Source organism: Paenarthrobacter sp. 10L412 (genome assembly GCF_056395565.1).
The window spans coordinates 89,568-105,982 of sequence record NZ_JBFTJT010000001.1; the positions used below are offsets into that span (position 1 = coordinate 89,568).

Here is a 16,415-nt window from a genome sequence, read left to right on the forward strand (position 1 = left end):
TGCCAGAGCACCTTCCCCGCCTGTTCAGCGTATTGAGGACCCGATGGAAATGCCTCCGTCAACGTCGAGAACTACACCTGTGATGAATGACGCTCCCTCGGAGCCAAGAAAGGCTGCAGCTTCGGCGATGTCCGAGGGGTCACCCGTGTGCTTCATCGGGACCTTACTGATGAGCAGGTTCCGTGCTGCGTCGTTCATTGATGCAAGCATGGGCGTCTGGATGAGTCCGGGAGCGATAGCGTTGGCAGTTATACCGTCTCGCGCCCCTTCCAGGGCAAGGGTTCTGGTCAGCCCCACCACACCAGCTTTGGCCGCCACATAGTTGGACTGTCCGAAGTTACCCCTCCAGGACATCGACGAAAACGAGATGATCCGGCCGTAGCGGCGTTTCCGCATCCCCGGGAATACGGCACGGGAGCAGTAAAAGGCACCTTTCAGGCTGACGTCTACGACGGCGTCCCAGTCCGCGTCGCTGATTCTCTCGATGCGGTTGTCCCGGATGATCCCGGCGTTGTTGACCAGCACATCGACTGCTCCCTGTGTTTGTTCCACTTCCGAGATCCATCCATTCACAGTTGACGAGTCCGTCACGTCAACCACTGTCTTGGTGACGCTGGCGTCGCCATGGACTTGGATTTGGTTCACGGCCTCGCTGAGCAAGACGTCGTTGACGTCCGCCAGCGCCAAGGAGGCACCCTCCGCTGCAAAGCGGCTGGCCATCGCCAATCCAAGGCCCTGCGCAGCCCCTGTTATCGCCACAGTCCTGCCTTTATATCGATCGGTCACCGGGATCTTTTGGGTGTTCAAGGCGCCTGTCTCCTACTTCTGGTTGAGCCTGCGTGCCGCTAAGAACTGGCGGAGCGCATCTGGAACGTTGTTGTCACGCCAATTGGCCTGGAATGCTTCGAGTTCCCGATTAAGGGCGTCTGAATCGTCGAGTTCGGTAATCGACGAAAGCAGGTTCTTGAGATTCTGCTGTGCCGGCGAGTCCCTGGCGGCGAGCTGGGCGGCAACGTCGGCGGCCCTCTCGTGTAGTCGCTGATAAGGCACCACGTCATGCAGCCAACCAGTTGGACGCAATGCTTCCGCAGTCATGGGCTGGCCACTGAGGTGCATCCACCGTGCGGGACTCTTTCCAATAGCGCGCTCCAGACGAACGCTGGACCCAGCCCCGGGCGTCAGCTTATTGTTCAGGTGCCCGTCCCCGACCAGTGTTCCTTCAGCAGCAATGACGACGTCGCATGCTAAAGCGAGCTCAAGACCCCCGGCGATTGCGTGTCCATGGAGAGCTGCAACCCAGGGCTTGGAGCTTCGCTCTATAGTCGTGACGACGTCCGAAAGTCGCTCCAGGAATTCCACCACGCCGGCTTTGCTTTCTTCCTCAAGTGCCAGGAAATGCCGGAAATCCCCGCCGGCACTGAAACTCTTACCGTTTCCGGCCAGCACGACGACGGCCGTCTGTGGGTCATGGGCGATGTCGATGACTTGAGCGGCCAAGGCGTCGGCTAAGGCGCCGTTGATGGCGTTGCGCTGAGCTGGGCGGTTCAGGAACAGCCACCGGACAACTCCCCGTTGTGCGACTTGGAGATGTTGGGACGTCACAGCTGTCCTGCTTTCTCCACCTCGGAACGGCGCTGCTGCCTCAGGACATAGCGTTGGATTTTGCCGCTGGGCGTCTTCGGAAGCTCTTGAACGAAGTGGATGGATCGGGGGTATGCATGAGCGGCATAATGGCTTTTCACAAATCCTTGAAGGTCCTGCCGAAGGGCGTCAGACGGCTCCCACCCATCACTGAGTACGACGTAGGCTTCCAGGACCTCTCCCCTGTCCGCGTCGGGAGCAGCGATCGCAGCGCTTTCGGCTACGGCCGGGTGTTCGCTGAGCATGGATTCGATCTCAAACGGGCCGATCCGGTAGCCAGCCATGATGATGACGTCGTCATCGCGGGATGCGAAATGGAATGCTCCATCAGCGTCCCGATGGCCGAGGTCGCCCAGGAGATAGAAGCGCCCATCGCGGGTGAATCGCGATGCTGTCTGCGAAGGGTCCTGGTAGCTTCGGAATGTCATCGCTGGACTACTCGCGACATCGATTGCCACCCGGCCCATCACGCCCGGCGCGAGTTCCGTGGCATCGTCTTCACCAAGCACTGTCGCTGCCCATCCGGGAAGCGGGTAGCCCATGGATCCCGGGACGACCGCACGGGCGATCGCGGGGTGGTGGACGTTGCCGAAGACCATACCAACCTCTGTCTGGCCGAAGTGGTCGTGCACCTCCAAGCCCAATTGCTCCCCTGCCCAGACGTTGACCTCTGGCGTCAGCGGTTCACCCGCACTTGACAGGCGCTTCAGACGGGTGCGCGATGGGAGGATCGGGAAATGAGTGCGTAGCGCCCGGTATACGGTGGGGGCCGCCGTCAGGTTTGTGACTCCCAGGTTCTCGATGATTTTCCATGCAGCAGTGGGCTCAAAGGCTCCGGCCTGCAGGATCGCCCCCGTCCCATTCGCGAGCGGGGCAACGATTCCGGCATATAGGCCGTAGGCCCATCCAGGGTCCGCTGCGCACCAATACACGTCGTCGCTGGCGACTCCGAGCCCGTATTTAAGGTAGCTGTGCCATCCTGCGGCCTGTCGCAGCGGGTGAATGACACCTTTGGGGGAACCCGTTGTACCGGATGTGAACATGTGGACGAGCGGGCCATCGGGACCCTGAACAAAAGCCTCCAAGTCTTTGGTGGAAGCGGTAGCCAGCAACGTTTGGTAGTCAACATCTTCGGGCTCGCCGGCTCCATCGACAACGACGACCTTGATGGGGCTCCCCGTGAGGTCCGGAAGCTTCCCGCGTTGGGCTGTGTCCGTAATAACCAGGCCTACCTGTGCCGTATGGATCCGAAATTCGACCGCTTTGCCTGCAAAGGCGGTAAACAACGGCACGTACACCGCGCCCAGTCGCCATACCGCAAGCATTGTGGTCACAAGTTCGGGGCCCTTGTGGAGAAGAGTGGCGACGCGGGTGCCGGACTGCACCCCGAGGTCGCGAAAGCCGTTGGCAAGCCTGATCGATTCGTTACGGAGTTCCCCGTAACTGACGGCTCGTGCCACTCCACTGTCTTCGACGACGGTGTAGGCCGTTGCCGCCGGGTCGTGGCGGTCGCAGAGGAGCCAAGCAGCACACGCACTTTCATCCAAATAGGGACGGCTGAAGTCGGTGAAGAGGTCTACGTCCAATGTGATCACCCTTGATCTGTTGAGTACGTTTGTTGGTACGTTCGTATCGTAGATCGAATCATAGTGTTTTGTCGAGTGTCCGGACGGACTGCATGTTTTTGCCGCTGGTGTTCCCAGGAGCACACGTTAAAGCAAAGACCCCCCTCTGACGAGGGGGTCGGGTGGTAAGCGCAAGAATTTGTCCGGGTCTATACAGCCGCTCGTCTCTAGCCAGGTGACGATGCCGCACTGGCCTCGGTCGATGCCCCGAGTGTATTGCTTTCGCCGCTAACCGAGGGCATGGCAATAACGGCGACCACAGTGAGTACGGCACTGACCAGCACGGCGATGAATACACCGGTAGATGCCGTCACGATTGTCTGGGGATCCGAATCTCCGCCGGGCACACGGGCGTATATCGCGTTAGCGACTGCCCCGAAAACGGCGACGCCGACAGAGCTGCCGATCGAACGTGCAAAAAGATTGGTACCGGTAACTACGCCTCGCTCATTCCATTCGACACTGGTTTGGGCGGCAATGAGGCTCGGGGTCGCCACCAGCCCCAAGCCAAGCCCGACGACGAAGCAGCCCGCAGCCACCACAAAAATGTTGGGCGCGGGTGCAGTCAGAGCAAGAACAGCTGTACTCACGACCGTGATCGTGACGCCAATCAGGGCGGTCCTCCGGAACCCGATGCGGAGATAGAAACGACCCGCCTGGGATGCACTGATCGGCCAACCGATGGTCAGGGCAGCCAAAGCGAGCCCCGCGATGATTGGGGAGGTCGAGGTGGCTCCTTGAAGGTACGTGGGAACGTAGGAGGTGAGGCCGAACATGACCGCACCGACGCCAAAAGAGGTCATCGCCGTCGTCGCCAGCAGCCGACGGGACACTACCCACGCAGGCAGTATCGGCTCCGTTGCCCTCCTTTCGGCGAGCACAAACGCAGCGAACAGGACAGAGCCGGCCGCAAATATCGCGATACTTATGGGAGAGTTCCAGGCCCATGACTGGCCACCGCCGAGTGCCCCAAGAATGAGCAGGCTCAGGGAAAGTGACAGCAGGCCCGCCCCCAAGAAGTCCACACGGTGCTTGGCCCGCTCAATATTCTCGTGGAACGAGCGAATCAGCATCCAACCCGCCAAGAGACAAAGTGGAATGTTCACGAAGAAGATCCCACGCCAGATGCCCAGCGACGCGAACACGCCTCCGGAGGTTGGGCCAACCACCGAGGAAAGGGCCCAAACGCTGGCAAGGTAGCCCTGCACTTTAGACCGTTCGGCCACAGTGTAGATATCACCCACGATGGTCATGGCCATCGGCAGGACTGCTCCGGCGCCCAGACCCTGAAGAACCCGGAATGCTATGAGGGCGGGCATGCTCCACGCTACTCCGCAGAGGATCGATCCGAGCAGGAAGAGTCCGATACCGCAAAGGATAATCGGCTTACGCCCAACCATGTCTGAGAGCTTCGCGTAGACCGGCACCGAGATAGCCTGCGCCAACAGGTAAGCCGAAAAGAGCCAAGGAAAAGACGTGAAACCGCCGACGTCACCCACAATTGAAGGAACCGCCGTCGCAACAATCGTCGAATCAATCGCCACCAGCCCCGTTGCGAGCATCAAGGCGATGAGGATAGGTCCTCGCCGAGACCGAAACCCGACGCCCTCAGAAGTCTCTGTCGTCATGAAAACTCATTTCCTTTATCTCCGTGTGCGGCTCGCACGGAAGAATTCTGCGAACTAATGGCAGTGCGATAATTTTTCGCACAAATCCGTTCTTGTTTAAGGCTAGTGCCCGGCCCATGGCCAAGCCATAGCCGTCCGCGTCAACAACCCCCGAATATGCGCCAACCAACTTCTGGTCCGAGCTCTGCCCTGTCCGCGGCAGCGTCCGGGTGGGCAGAGTCGGCGACAGTTGGCTGACGGTCAGTGTGTGAGGTCTCGTCCCTTAGTTTCCGTCAGGAAGAACACACACACTGCTGTGATGACCCCGGCCACCACCAGATAGAGTGCGACGGACCAGGAAGCCAGCGTTGCTGCGTACAGGGCCGTTGCGATGAGTGGCGAGAACCCGCCGCCCAGCGTCTGTCCGAACTGGTAACCCATCGAAGCACCGCTGTACCTGAATTTGGTAGCGAAGAGCTCACTGATCAACGAGGCCAGCGGGCCGTAGATCATACCGGCCAAGATAGTGCCACCTGTCATTGCCACCGTGATCAATACAGGGTTCTTGGTGTCAACCAGGGCAAACATGGGAAATGCCCAGAGAGCGAAGGCAATGCCCCCTGCGAGTATGACGGGTCGACGACCCACCTTGTCGGAGATTGCTGAGCTGACCCAGTCGCTGAGGCCGTAGAAGACGAAAGCGATGGTCAAAGCGATAAGGCTTACCCCCGCGTCAAGCTTGAGGCCGATGGTGATATAGCTGAGCAACCAGGTCACGAGGATGTATGCGAGCGTGCCGAATCCAAAACTGATCCCAGCTGCGAGGAGAAGCTCCTTGGGGTTGGACCTCATGACTTCCAGGATGGGTTTGCGGGTGGTCTTACCTTGAGCCTCTGCGGCTTTGAACACCGGGGTCTCTTTCAGGCGCAGCCGAATAATCAGGCCCGTCACCACGAGGATGATCGACAGCAGGAACGGGACCCGCCATCCCCACGCTTCGAAGGTCTCAGCAGGCATGAAACTCAAAGCGAAGAGCACACCGGTGGACAGCAGTCCGCCGATCGCGGAGGATGCCGGAATTAACCCTGTATAAAAACCGCGCCTTTCCGGCGGCGCCGTCTCACTCACCATCAGAATGGCGCCACCGTACTCGCCTCCGAAGGAGAAGCCCTGCACGAATCGCAGCATCACGAGGAAAATAGACGCCCAAAAGCCGATTGCTGCGTAGGTCGGAAGTAGCCCGATGGCAGTGGTCGAAAGGCCTGCGATAAGCAGCATGGCCACCAAGACCCGTTTCCGGCCATGCAGGTCGCCAACATGTCCCGCTACCAAACTGCCAAGCGGTCGGGCAATGAAGCCGACGGCGTAGGTGGTAAACGATGCAAGTAATGCTGCAGTCGGGTCGAAGCTCGGGAAGAACAGTTTTCCGAAGACCAGCGCGGCCACCGATCCGTACAGGACGAAATCATATTGCTCGATGATGTTGCCAACGACGCTACCGGCGACAGTACGGCGCAACAGCTTCTTCTCTTCTGGTCCGAACTTTCTGGTTTCTGCGGGTAGGACGATAGATGCGTCCTTCTCCCCGATCGATTGATTTGTCAGCAGGGCCTGGGACTTCGTCGTCCGCATAAGTTCTCCTGGGTGTTTTCGCCGGCGCAAAAGCGTAGCCGGGTTGCAAGTGAGGTCCGGCCTGGAGATTCTCTTCATCGATCAGGTCGGTATGCCGACGCTACTTCGGCCCAACATGCGGCGTCAAGGAAAACTTTCGCGCTAAGTTTTAAACTCTCGTATGGCGATACTTCAGTGCTTGTCTTGGAGCAGTCTCGACCGCAGGGCAACCCTGGTCAAGGCATCCAAAGCCGCAGCGGGGTTTGCGACTCGTAGGCTTTTCCCTGCGGAAAGGACACGAGCTCGAATTGCATCCCCCACGGCGCCAGGAAGTAGACCCAACGCTGGCCCTTGCTCGCGCCTGAGCTCAAGGTCGGATTCCCAAGCACCTGGATGCCGTGACCCTTGAGGTAGTCGACAGCTACATCGAGGTCCTCTACGTAGAAGGCGAGGTGATGACCTCCGATGTCGCTGTTGCGGGGCTGGTCCAAGCGTTGATCCGGCGAGGAATAGTTGAAGACTTCAAAATTGGATCCATTGAAGCAGCGGTAGAAGCGTATTTCCACCAGCGTTGCCTCCGGATGGACGTTGAGCTTGGTCCGCATCAACACGGGATCCTGCGGGTAGGGCCCCAAGGAGTAAACATGCTGACATCCAATGACTTTAACGAGGAATTCGTGTGCCTGTTCCATGTCGGGCACCGTGAATCCAACGTGGTCTGTCCCACGGATGCCCGGCAGCCCGCTTCGTCCGATGGGGGCGTTTTGCTGTTCGGCGTCCAGGTTCATCTACTTCTCCAGCCTTATGTCTCTAGCGATCAAATATCTCTGGGTGATCAAGCAGCGCAATGCGGGTTTTGCGGACGTGCATCGCCAGCAGTTCCTCTGCAGAGCGGATGTCACGCCGGCGGATTGCTGCAACGAGGAGCCGATGCTCCAAATTCGTGTCTCCGAGCCCCTCGGGACCGATCAGCTGTACGTACGCGCGCCGATAATGCTGTGTCGTGTTCCAGAGCCTCTCGACCATCTCCAATAACGTTGGCATGCCCGCATCCTGAAAACTCAACAGGTGGAACTCCCGGTCGAGTTCAACGAAGTCCTCCACCACCGTGCAATTTTCCATCTGCTCCGCCAGCTCGCTGAGCCGATCCATGGTTTCGGCACTGACGCTGTCAATGGCCTGCCCCAACGCAAGCGGCTCAATGCGTTCGCGAATCAGATACGTCTCCTGGCACTCAGCGAGGTTCATTGAGCTGACCCAGGCACCCGAGGAGGCGACCAGCGTGACGAGACCATGCGATTCAAGAATGCGCAACGCTTCCCGAATCGGCAGCCTGCTCACGCCAAACTCTTCCGCAATCTGCTCCTGGCGGATCCTCGTGCCAGGTGCGAGATCGCCGTCGAGAATCCTCTGACTCAATTCGTTTGCGATGCGCTGACTTGCAGCACCCGACTTCTTCAACAGAACAGCTTCGATGGCCATAGCTACAGCATACGGACTCAGCGGCAATGGATCCATTCGATGATGTTTGGCGTGCAAAACATGGTTCTATGCATTGCATTGGATCCATTCGACCCTCTATGGTTGGACGAACGCCTCAAAGCCATTTCACGTTCGCCACTTGGGAGCCATAGATGTCAACCACCACGCCTTTGACCTACTCGACAGAGTGCACAGAGCTGCGGACAACCCGTAAAGACTGGGATGAAGCAGCTCCGGAGCTGCTCGAATCCATGCTGGTGCAGATGCACACCATTCGAATTTTCGAGGAAATTGTCCTGCAGCTGGCAGGTGAGGGCCTCGTACACGGCCCCGCCCACTCCAGCATCGGTCAGGAGGGTGCCGCCGTGGGATCCATTCTGGCGCTGAGGGGCGCCGACGGCGTCAACGGCACCCACCGCGGCCATCACCAATTCCTGGCAAAGGGTCTGGCCTACCTGTCCCCGAACGGTATGTCGATTATTGACGGGATAAAGAACGACCAAGTCACGGAGTTCATCCGACGAACGATGTCCGAGATTTTGGGTCTCAAAGCCGGTTTCAGCGGTGGTCGGGGCGGCTCAATGCACCTGCAGTGGCTTGAGGCCGGAGCGCTGGGTACGAACGCCATTGTGGGTGGCGGAGTGCCGCTTGCCGCAGGCAATGCCTGGGCACAGCGCCATGACGCAGAAATCCACGACGGCGACGGGCCGGCAGGCGGCATGGGGGTCACCGTGACCTATTTCGGTGATGGCGCCTCAAACATAGGCTCGACTTTGGAGACGCTGAATCTTGCCGCTGCCTGGCGCCTGCCACTGTGCTTCTACATCGAGAACAACCTGTATGCCGTTTCGACCCATGTTGCCGACGTGACCGGTGAACCTCGGCTGGCGGCCCGTGGCCCTGGCTTCGGAATCAGATCCTGGCGCGTGGACGGGATGGATCCCCTCGCCGTCTACCTTGCCCAGAAGGCAGCCGTGGATCACATGCGCGCGGGCAAGGGAGCAACCCTCATCGAGGCGGAAACCTACCGCTATTTCCATCAGAACGGCCCGTTCCCCGGTAGCGCCTTCGGCTACCGGACGAAAGAGGAGGAGAAGCAGTGGCGCGATCGCGACCCGCTGGCCAAGCTGGCCGTCGAGATGACCCGGCGCGGACTCCTCACCGATGAACAACTGAGCGATCTCACCTCGCACATCACAGAGCACATCACCCGGATTGTGGACGGAATTACGGAGAAGGACCCGGAAAGCACCAAAGGCGCCCGCCGCATCCGCCCGACGCTTTGGCCCGATCCCACAGGGGTGGACACGGACATCAGGAGCGAACCTGCGCTGACAGGATCAACCTCCGGAGAAGGCACCGAAACCGGCACCGAGGAGCGCCGCTTCGTAGATGCAATTGCAGATGTACTGGGGCGCCGGATGGACGTTGACCCGGGTGTGTTGGTCCTGGGCGAGGACGTTCACCGGCTCAAGGGCGGCACCAACGGGGCAACCCGCGGGCTGAAGGACGCCTATCCCGACCGGGTCCTTGGGACGCCTATCAGTGAGAACGCCTTCGCAGGCCTGGCAGGCGGACTGTCCATGACAGGGCGCTACAAACCAGTTGTTGAGTTCATGTACTCGGACTTCCTGTGGGTCGCCGCTGACCAGATTTTTAACCAGATCGGCAAGGCACGGCACATGTTCGGCGGCCAGTCCGCGATGCCCGTGGTTCTGCGCTCCAAGGTTGCAATGGGAGCAGGTTATGGCTCCCAGCATTCCATGGACCCGGCGGGTATCTTCGCCAACAACCCGGGCTGGCGAATCGTAGCGCCGTCAACTCCGCACGACTACATCGGCCTGATGAATACTGCGCTGGAACTCCAGGACCCGGTGCTTGTGCTTGAGCACGTCGACCTCTACGGGACCAAGGGAGACATACCCGCTGGAAATCTCGACTACCAGTTGCCCGTTGGCAAGGCTGCCGTGCGTCGCGCAGGCGAAGGTGTCACCGTACTGAGCTACCTGAACATGGTGGACGTTTCCCTCCGGGCTGCCGGGCAGCGAATGGATCTCGATCCCGAAATCATTGATCTCCGGTGGCTTGACCGAGCCTCCCTGGACTGGGACACGATCGGCGCCTCAATCCAGAAAACCAACAACGTCCTGATCGTCGAGCAAGGCGCCCGGGGCACCTCATATGGCGGCTGGCTGTCCGACGAGATCCAACGCAGATTCTTCGACTACCTCGACCAGCCCGTTCAAAGAGTTACGGGCAGGGAAGCGGCGCCGAGCATATCGAAAGTCCTTGAGGCTGCCGCCAATGCCGATATCGACGACGTCCTTGCCGGCTTTGACGAAATAGCCCGCAACCTCGGCCGTTCCTGAACCGGCTCCCATCAAAGGATATTCACCATGGCAACCATCATCACCATGCCGGCCGTCGTCGCAGACGCCACCGAAGCAGCCCTCCAGGACTGGCTCGTGAAAATAGGCGACACGATCGCCGCCGGACAGCCCATCGCCGAAATTGAGACTGAAAAGGCCACTGTTGAGCTACAGGCTGAGTTTCCGGGCACCATAGGAAGGCTGTTAATACAGCCGGGAACTTCCGTAGGTGTCGGTGAGCCCATTGCCGTGCTCGTGGATGCCGGGGAAGATGAGGCGTCCATCGACAAGCAGATCGCCTCCGCTGGCGGCGCCTCGCACAGCATTGCAGAGCATCTAGTTCCGGAGGACACTGAAGCCCCAACAACCCGGGATCCGCGGCGTGGGGCTCCGGACTCCAGCCCTGAAGCGTCCAGCAAGAATCAAGGACCGGGCTCGCGCATCTTCGGGTCACCCCTGGCCCGAAAGCTCGCAAAAGAAATGGGGATAGACCTCTCAGCATTGGAGGGTTCCGGACCCAACGGCAGGATTCTGCGCGGCGACGTTGAAGCTGCCGGAAGGCATCAAGCAGTGGGGCCACAGCCCGTCCCCAGGGTGCAAGAACCCGCTCCCGCTCCCCCGATGGCTTCATCGCAGACGGGAGCGCAAAACTTCCAGGACGTACCACTCTCCGGCATGCGCAAGGCCATTGCCAGGCGGCTCACCGAGTCGAAGACCAGCGTTCCCCATTTCTATGTCTCCATTGACGTCGAAATGGACGCGCTCCTGGCCTTACGCAAACAGATCAATCAGGACATGCCCGCCCAGGGACAGAAAACGACCGTCAACGACCTCGTTCTGAAAGCCCTGGGAGGCGCCCTCGTGGACGTGCCCGCTGCAAATGCTTCCTGGCAAGGCGACGCCATCCGCCGCTATTCCACTGTCGATGTCTCCGTGGCCATCGCGACCACGGACGGCCTGCTGACACCGGTGGTCCGCGGCCTGGAAAACCTCTCCCTCAGCTCTGTGGGCAGGCTGACGGGTGACTACAAAGAACGTGCCGCCGCCGGCCGGATCCGGCAGCAAGAACTCGACGGTGGGTCCTTCAGCCTCACGAACCTGGGCATGTACGGAACACGGGAGTTCTCGGCCATCCTGAACCCGCCCCAGGCAGGGATCCTGGCCGTCGGTGCGGCGGAACAGCGCGCCGTGGTGCGCTCCGGCCAGTTGGCAGTTGCCACGGTCATGAGCTGCACCCTCTCCGCAGACCACCGTGTTATCGACGGCGCGGTGGCAGCCCAGTTGCTGGCAGCATTCAAGGCGCGCATAGAGAACCCCCTCAGCATTCTCCTGTAGTCCCATCCACCAACTGAACCGTGTTGCACAAAGACGCGGCATCCAGCGAAAAGGTCCTATCCATGACTCAAGTAACAGCCGAGCACGACGAATTGCAAGAGGCCGTGCTGCAGCCATCCCTCAAATCCGCTGGCCATATCATCGTTGATACGCTGGCCGCCCATGGCATCAAGCGGGCGCATGTGGTGCCGGGCGAGAGCTTTCTTGACGTTCTTGACGGGCTCCACGGCTCCCCCATCGAAACCATCGTTTGCCGCCATGAGGGTGGTGCCACATACATGGCCGAGGCTGATGGGAAAATGAACCAGCTGCCGGGGATCGCGATGGTTACCCGTGGACCCGGCGCCGCCAATGCCCATGTTGGACTGCATACAGCATGGCAGGACTCAACGCCCATGGTTCTGTTCGTGGGGCTGATCCCCTTCGCCCACAGGGATCGCGAGGCCTTCCAGGAATTCGATATTAAGGCCTGGTTCGATACCGGCGCGAAGCGCGTGATGGTCCTGGACCACGCGGCACGCGCTTCCGAAATCGTTGCCGAAGCCTTGTTCGCGGCGATGAGCGGGCGCCCCGGTCCCGTCGTTGTTGGCCTGCCGGAAGACGTTATCCGCCAGCAGATCCCCGCGGAACTCCATCCAGCCATCCCTGTCGCCACCGGCGGAATGACCACCGTGGACGCCGCCGCGCTGGCCGATGCCTTGGCCGCATCCAGCAAGCCACTGTTTGTGACAGGTGGGAACGACTGGACCCAGGAAGGCGCGGACCAGCTCACGCGCTGGCTGGAAAAGCACCACATCCCGGCCGCAGCTGAATGGCGCACCGAAGGCACCATCCCTTTCGATTCGGCGTCCTACGTAGGCCCCATCGGCTACGGCAGGCCCCGCCCCACCTATGATCTGCTGGAAGAAACCGACCTGCTGATCTTTGTGGGCACGGTTCCCGGGGATGTTATTACCAACGGATTCCTCTGCCGCCAGGACTGGGCAAAAAAGAACTTCCTTGTCACCATCGACCCCTCGCTCCGTGGCCGCTCGGGTCCGGTCTCCTACCAAATCCTGGCCAAACCGGACGTCTTTATCCGTGACCTGGCAAAGATAGATCTTCCCGTCAAGGATGAATGGGTGAACTGGACGTCGAAAATGCGCGGGGAGCAGGAAGCCTTCGCCAGCCTGCCCCCGGCGACGCCGTCGGCTGGCCCCGCACGGATGGATACACTGATGGCCAACCTCGTCCCCACGCTACCTGCTGACGCCATGGTGACCCTCGGTGCCGGGGAGCACACCAACTGGGCCCATCGCTACTTCCCCACCCAGCGGTATGCCTCGATGATCAGTGCCCGGAACGGTTCCATGGGCTACTCGGTCCCCTCCGCCATCGCCGCATCCCTGGAATACCCAGGCCGGCGTGTGGTGACCATTGCCGGTGACGGCGAATTCCTGATGAATGGCCAGGAACTCGCGACAGCCGCCCAATACGGCGCCACTCCCTTGGTCATCGTCATGGACAACCAGGAGTACGGCACCATCCGCACCCACCAGGAACGTCACTACCCGGAGCGGGTGTCAGGGACCCAGTTGAAGAACCCGGAATTCGCGCTCATGGCGCAGGCCTTCGGCGGCTTCGGGATCAAGGTGGAACTTGATGCTGACATTCCTGCAGCCATCAAGGCTGCTCTGAAAGCCATAGACGAGGACCGCGTGTTTGCGCTCATCCATCTGGTGGTTGAGCAGAGAGTCAAAGCCTACTAACCACCCATCCGCCATCGGCTCACTTGAGCCGCTCCAACCCTCAACTTTTAAGGACTTCCCTTCATGACAGTTTCTGCGCTTTCCCCTGCCGTTTCATCTGAACGCGAAGCCGCGCTCCTCGCGTCCGTGCCTACCGGTTTGTTGATCGGTGGGCAGTGGCGGGATGCGTCCGACGGCAGCACGTTCGATGTGCACGATCCCGCCACTGGGGAGGTGCTGGCCACCCTCGCTTCCGCGACCAGCGAGGACGCTGTTGCCGCGTTGGACGCGGCCGACGCCGCCCAGTCCTCCTGGGCGCGCACCGCACCCCGAACCCGGGCCGAGATCCTCCGCCGCGCCTTTGACCTCGTCACCGAACGGGCCGAGGACTTCGCCCTGCTGATGACCCTGGAAATGGGCAAACCCCTGCCCGAAGCACGCGGCGAAGTCACCTACGGGGCGGAGTTCCTGCGCTGGTTCTCCGAAGAAACCGTCCGCGACTACGGCCGGTACCTCACCACCCCCGAAGGCAAAAACAAGATCCTGGTCCAACACAAACCCGTCGGACCCTGCCTGCTGATCACCCCCTGGAACTTCCCCCTGGCCATGGCCACCCGCAAAGTCGCCCCCGCCGTCGCCGCCGGCTGCACCATGGTCCTCAAACCCGCCAAGCTCACACCGCTGACCGCCCAGTACTTCGCGAAGACCATGCTCGACGCCGGCCTGCCCGCCGGAGTCCTGAACGTCGTCGCCTCCTCCAGCGCGTCGGGCGTCTCCGGGCCGCTGCTGAAGGATTCACGGTTGCGGAAGGTCTCCTTCACCGGATCCACCCCGGTCGGGAAGCGGCTCATGGCCGACGCCGCACAGAACGTCCTGCGGACCTCCATGGAGCTCGGTGGGAACGCCCCGTTCATTGTGTTCGAAGACGCAGACCTCGATGCCGCCGTGGAAGGGGCGATGGCCGCGAAGATGCGGAACATGGGCGAAGCCTGCACCGCCGCGAACCGGTTGCTCGTCCATTCCTCGGTCGCTGCGGAGTTCACGGCCAAGTTCGCCGCTGCCATGGGCGCTTTGGTGACCGGCCGCGGAACGGAAACCAACACGCAGGTTGGTCCGCTGATCGACGCCTCCGCCCGGGAGGATGTGCACGCTTTGGTGAGTGCCGCCGTCGACGCCGGAGCCGTTGCAGTTACGGGCGGTGCGCCCGTGGACGGACCCGGGTACTTCTACCAGCCCACCGTCCTGGCCAACGTCCCGAACGACGCAGCGATCCTGGGCCAGGAAATCTTCGGCCCCGTCGCCCCCGTCACCACCTTTACCAGCGAAGAGGACGCCATCCGCCTGGCCAATGCCTCCGAGTACGGGCTCGCGTCCTACCTCTACAGCAAGGATTTCAACCGGCTCCTCCGGGTTGCGGAGCAGATCGAGTTCGGCATGGTCGGCTTCAACGCCGGCGTCATCTCCAACGCCGCAGCACCCTTTGGCGGGGTCAAGCAATCAGGCCTCGGCCGCGAAGGCGGCTCCGAAGGCATCAACGAATACACCACCACCCAATACATCGGCATCGCCGACCCCTACGCCCGCTAAACGCCGGAACACACAGAAGCGCCTGCCGGCCCCTGTAGAGGGAGGCGGCAGGCGCTTTAGTGTTGGGCCAGACAACGTTGGTCCAGGGAAGGCAGTCGCCGCAGATGCAGTGACTACCGCGAGAACTCCGTCGGTGGGCTGTCCACCCAGTCCAGGTAGATCGGGTCCTCCGGGTGCCAAGCTCCCCAGTGTGAGACACGAGGGACATTTACGACGTCCCAATCCGAGTTGATGGGCCGGACGTCGATCCAGTCCCAGATGCAGGTCCGATGAAGGATCTTCCACACGCCATCGCGCTTCTCGCACAGATCGCGGTAGCGGCCTGCCTGGAACATTGTTACTTCGGGCTCTTTGAAGGGGACAACGCAGATGAACATGCTTTCGCGCTTCGCCCGATTGCCGTCGATCTCGGACAAGACATTGGAGATATGGTGGCTGCAACTGTGGATCTTGTCGTGCCAGGTCATGGCTGCATCGGCCCACCCATGGCCGTTTCCGACGTAGCTGCCGTGATCATCGAATGAATCATGCCAGTAGGTGGATTTCATCAGCTCGCGGTCGTGCCGGTCCGCGCCCCTCGCGTACAACATCAGATTGTCGTGGAGGGCTTGCTTGTCATACAACTCAGTTAGTTGAGCATCTGTGAGTGACATATATCCAGACTTTCTACTTCAAACGTCAGGCAGCTTCTTTGACTACCCTCGTTGGGGTTTTTAGAACGTGCGTGCGGCGACCCGCACTGGTTCGGCCCGCTTCAGGGCCTCGCCCAGACGCTCAGCTGACACAGGTGCCGCGGGAGCTTCGAGCATGCTTTCGTCCGGGGTTGCGGGGTCAGCCAGGTAAAGCCTGGTGTAGGCAGCGGCTTCCGGCTCGAAACGCCAGCTCTCAGCCAGCGCGCCAGCGTCCACCGCATCGAAACCCAGTTGCTCGATGACGCCCATTACCTTGGTTTTGGCAGAGATGTCATCGCCCGCCACCGGAAGGGCGGTGCGATCGGAGGCGCCGGCGGGGCGAACCAGCTGCGGAATGTGGTGCGCCAGGATGTTATTGAATGCCTTTGTCAGGCCGGCTCCTTGAAAGTGCCGCAGGACAAGCTCGCTCGTAGTGAGCCGTTCCTCGTCGAGCTCAGCCACCCTTCCATCCCGGAACGGGTAGTAGTTGGTGGTGTCCAGTACAGCTTTCCCTTCCAGGAGGGAGGCAGGAACGGCGGTGTGTGCCGTGAGCGGCACGGACAGCACCACAACGTCTCCGGCCGCTGCGGCCTGTTCGACGGTGCCGGCGGAAGCCAGGGGTCCCAACTCTGAGACGAAGCCGCCTAGGGTCTCCGGGCCGCGGGAGTTGGACAGCACTACACGGATCCCGGCATTTACGGCCAGACGCGCTATGGCAGCACCGATGTTTCCGGTGCCAATAATTCCAAGGGTGGTCATA

13 protein-coding genes are annotated in these 16,415 nt (G+C 60.8%); 4 read left to right on the forward strand and 9 right to left on the reverse strand.

Annotated features, from left to right (window positions below; all coding sequences use genetic code 11):
- Window positions 1–24 precede the first annotated feature (24 nt).
- From AC1DD7_RS00420 to AC1DD7_RS00450, 7 genes are all read right to left on the reverse strand, one after another.
- Window positions 25–807 carry an SDR family oxidoreductase gene (locus tag AC1DD7_RS00420; RefSeq protein WP_477513315.1) on the reverse strand — a complete coding sequence of 261 codons (783 nt, stop codon included), beginning with the start codon at window positions 805–807 and terminating at the stop codon, window positions 25–27.
- A 12-nt stretch (window positions 808–819) separates the two neighbouring features.
- Window positions 820–1,602, reverse strand: coding sequence for an enoyl-CoA hydratase/isomerase family protein (locus AC1DD7_RS00425; protein WP_477513316.1), 783 nt, complete (start codon window positions 1,600–1,602; stop codon window positions 820–822).
- Window positions 1,599–3,236: an AMP-binding protein gene (locus tag AC1DD7_RS00430; RefSeq protein WP_477513317.1), complete on the reverse strand. Its 1,638-nt coding sequence runs from the start codon at window positions 3,234–3,236 to the stop codon at window positions 1,599–1,601. Before AC1DD7_RS00430 ends, AC1DD7_RS00425 begins: the two co-directional genes overlap by 4 nt.
- 197 nt (window positions 3,237–3,433) lie before the next feature.
- Entirely contained in the window at window positions 3,434–4,894 is a 1,461-nt protein-coding gene (locus tag AC1DD7_RS00435; protein ID WP_477513318.1) for an MFS transporter, read from the reverse strand.
- A 240-nt stretch (window positions 4,895–5,134) separates the two neighbouring features.
- Window positions 5,135–6,505, reverse strand: coding sequence for an MFS transporter (locus AC1DD7_RS00440; RefSeq protein WP_477513319.1), 1,371 nt, complete (start codon window positions 6,503–6,505; stop codon window positions 5,135–5,137).
- A 215-nt stretch (window positions 6,506–6,720) separates the two neighbouring features.
- The gene (locus tag AC1DD7_RS00445; protein WP_477513320.1) at window positions 6,721–7,272 is read right to left on the reverse strand and encodes a VOC family protein; all 552 of its coding nucleotides are present in this window, start codon (window positions 7,270–7,272) and stop codon (window positions 6,721–6,723) included.
- 22 nt (window positions 7,273–7,294) lie between these two features.
- Window positions 7,295–7,966 (reverse strand): GntR family transcriptional regulator, encoded by a 672-nt coding sequence (locus AC1DD7_RS00450; protein WP_431115068.1) that lies wholly within the window; start codon window positions 7,964–7,966, stop codon window positions 7,295–7,297.
- 152 nt (window positions 7,967–8,118) lie between these two features.
- Between AC1DD7_RS00450 and AC1DD7_RS00455 the strand changes: the two genes are divergently transcribed.
- From AC1DD7_RS00455 to AC1DD7_RS00470, 4 genes are all read left to right on the forward strand, one after another.
- On the forward strand, window positions 8,119–10,335 hold the full coding sequence (locus AC1DD7_RS00455; RefSeq protein ID WP_477513321.1) for an alpha-ketoacid dehydrogenase subunit alpha/beta: 2,217 nt from the start codon (window positions 8,119–8,121) through the stop codon (window positions 10,333–10,335).
- Window positions 10,336–10,362: 27 nt separating this feature from the next.
- Complete coding sequence (locus tag AC1DD7_RS00460) at window positions 10,363–11,670, forward strand: 2-oxo acid dehydrogenase subunit E2 (RefSeq protein ID WP_477513322.1); 1,308 nt, start codon at window positions 10,363–10,365, stop codon at window positions 11,668–11,670.
- Window positions 11,671–11,732: 62 nt separating this feature from the next.
- Window positions 11,733–13,418 carry a thiamine pyrophosphate-dependent enzyme gene (locus AC1DD7_RS00465; protein WP_477513323.1) on the forward strand — a complete coding sequence of 562 codons (1,686 nt, stop codon included), beginning with the start codon at window positions 11,733–11,735 and terminating at the stop codon, window positions 13,416–13,418.
- 63 nt (window positions 13,419–13,481) lie between these two features.
- Window positions 13,482–14,984, forward strand: coding sequence for an NAD-dependent succinate-semialdehyde dehydrogenase (locus AC1DD7_RS00470; protein ID WP_477513324.1), 1,503 nt, complete (start codon window positions 13,482–13,484; stop codon window positions 14,982–14,984).
- A 113-nt stretch (window positions 14,985–15,097) separates the two neighbouring features.
- Here AC1DD7_RS00470 and AC1DD7_RS00475 read toward each other — a convergent pair whose 3' ends face one another.
- Together AC1DD7_RS00475 and AC1DD7_RS00480 are read right to left on the reverse strand one after the other, a co-directional pair.
- Window positions 15,098–15,637: a nuclear transport factor 2 family protein gene (locus tag AC1DD7_RS00475; RefSeq protein WP_442005455.1), complete on the reverse strand. Its 540-nt coding sequence runs from the start codon at window positions 15,635–15,637 to the stop codon at window positions 15,098–15,100.
- 60 nt (window positions 15,638–15,697) lie between these two features.
- Complete coding sequence (locus AC1DD7_RS00480; RefSeq protein ID WP_477513325.1) at window positions 15,698–16,414, reverse strand: NADPH-dependent F420 reductase; 717 nt, start codon at window positions 16,412–16,414, stop codon at window positions 15,698–15,700.
- Between the last annotated feature and the right edge of the window lies 1 nt (window position 16,415).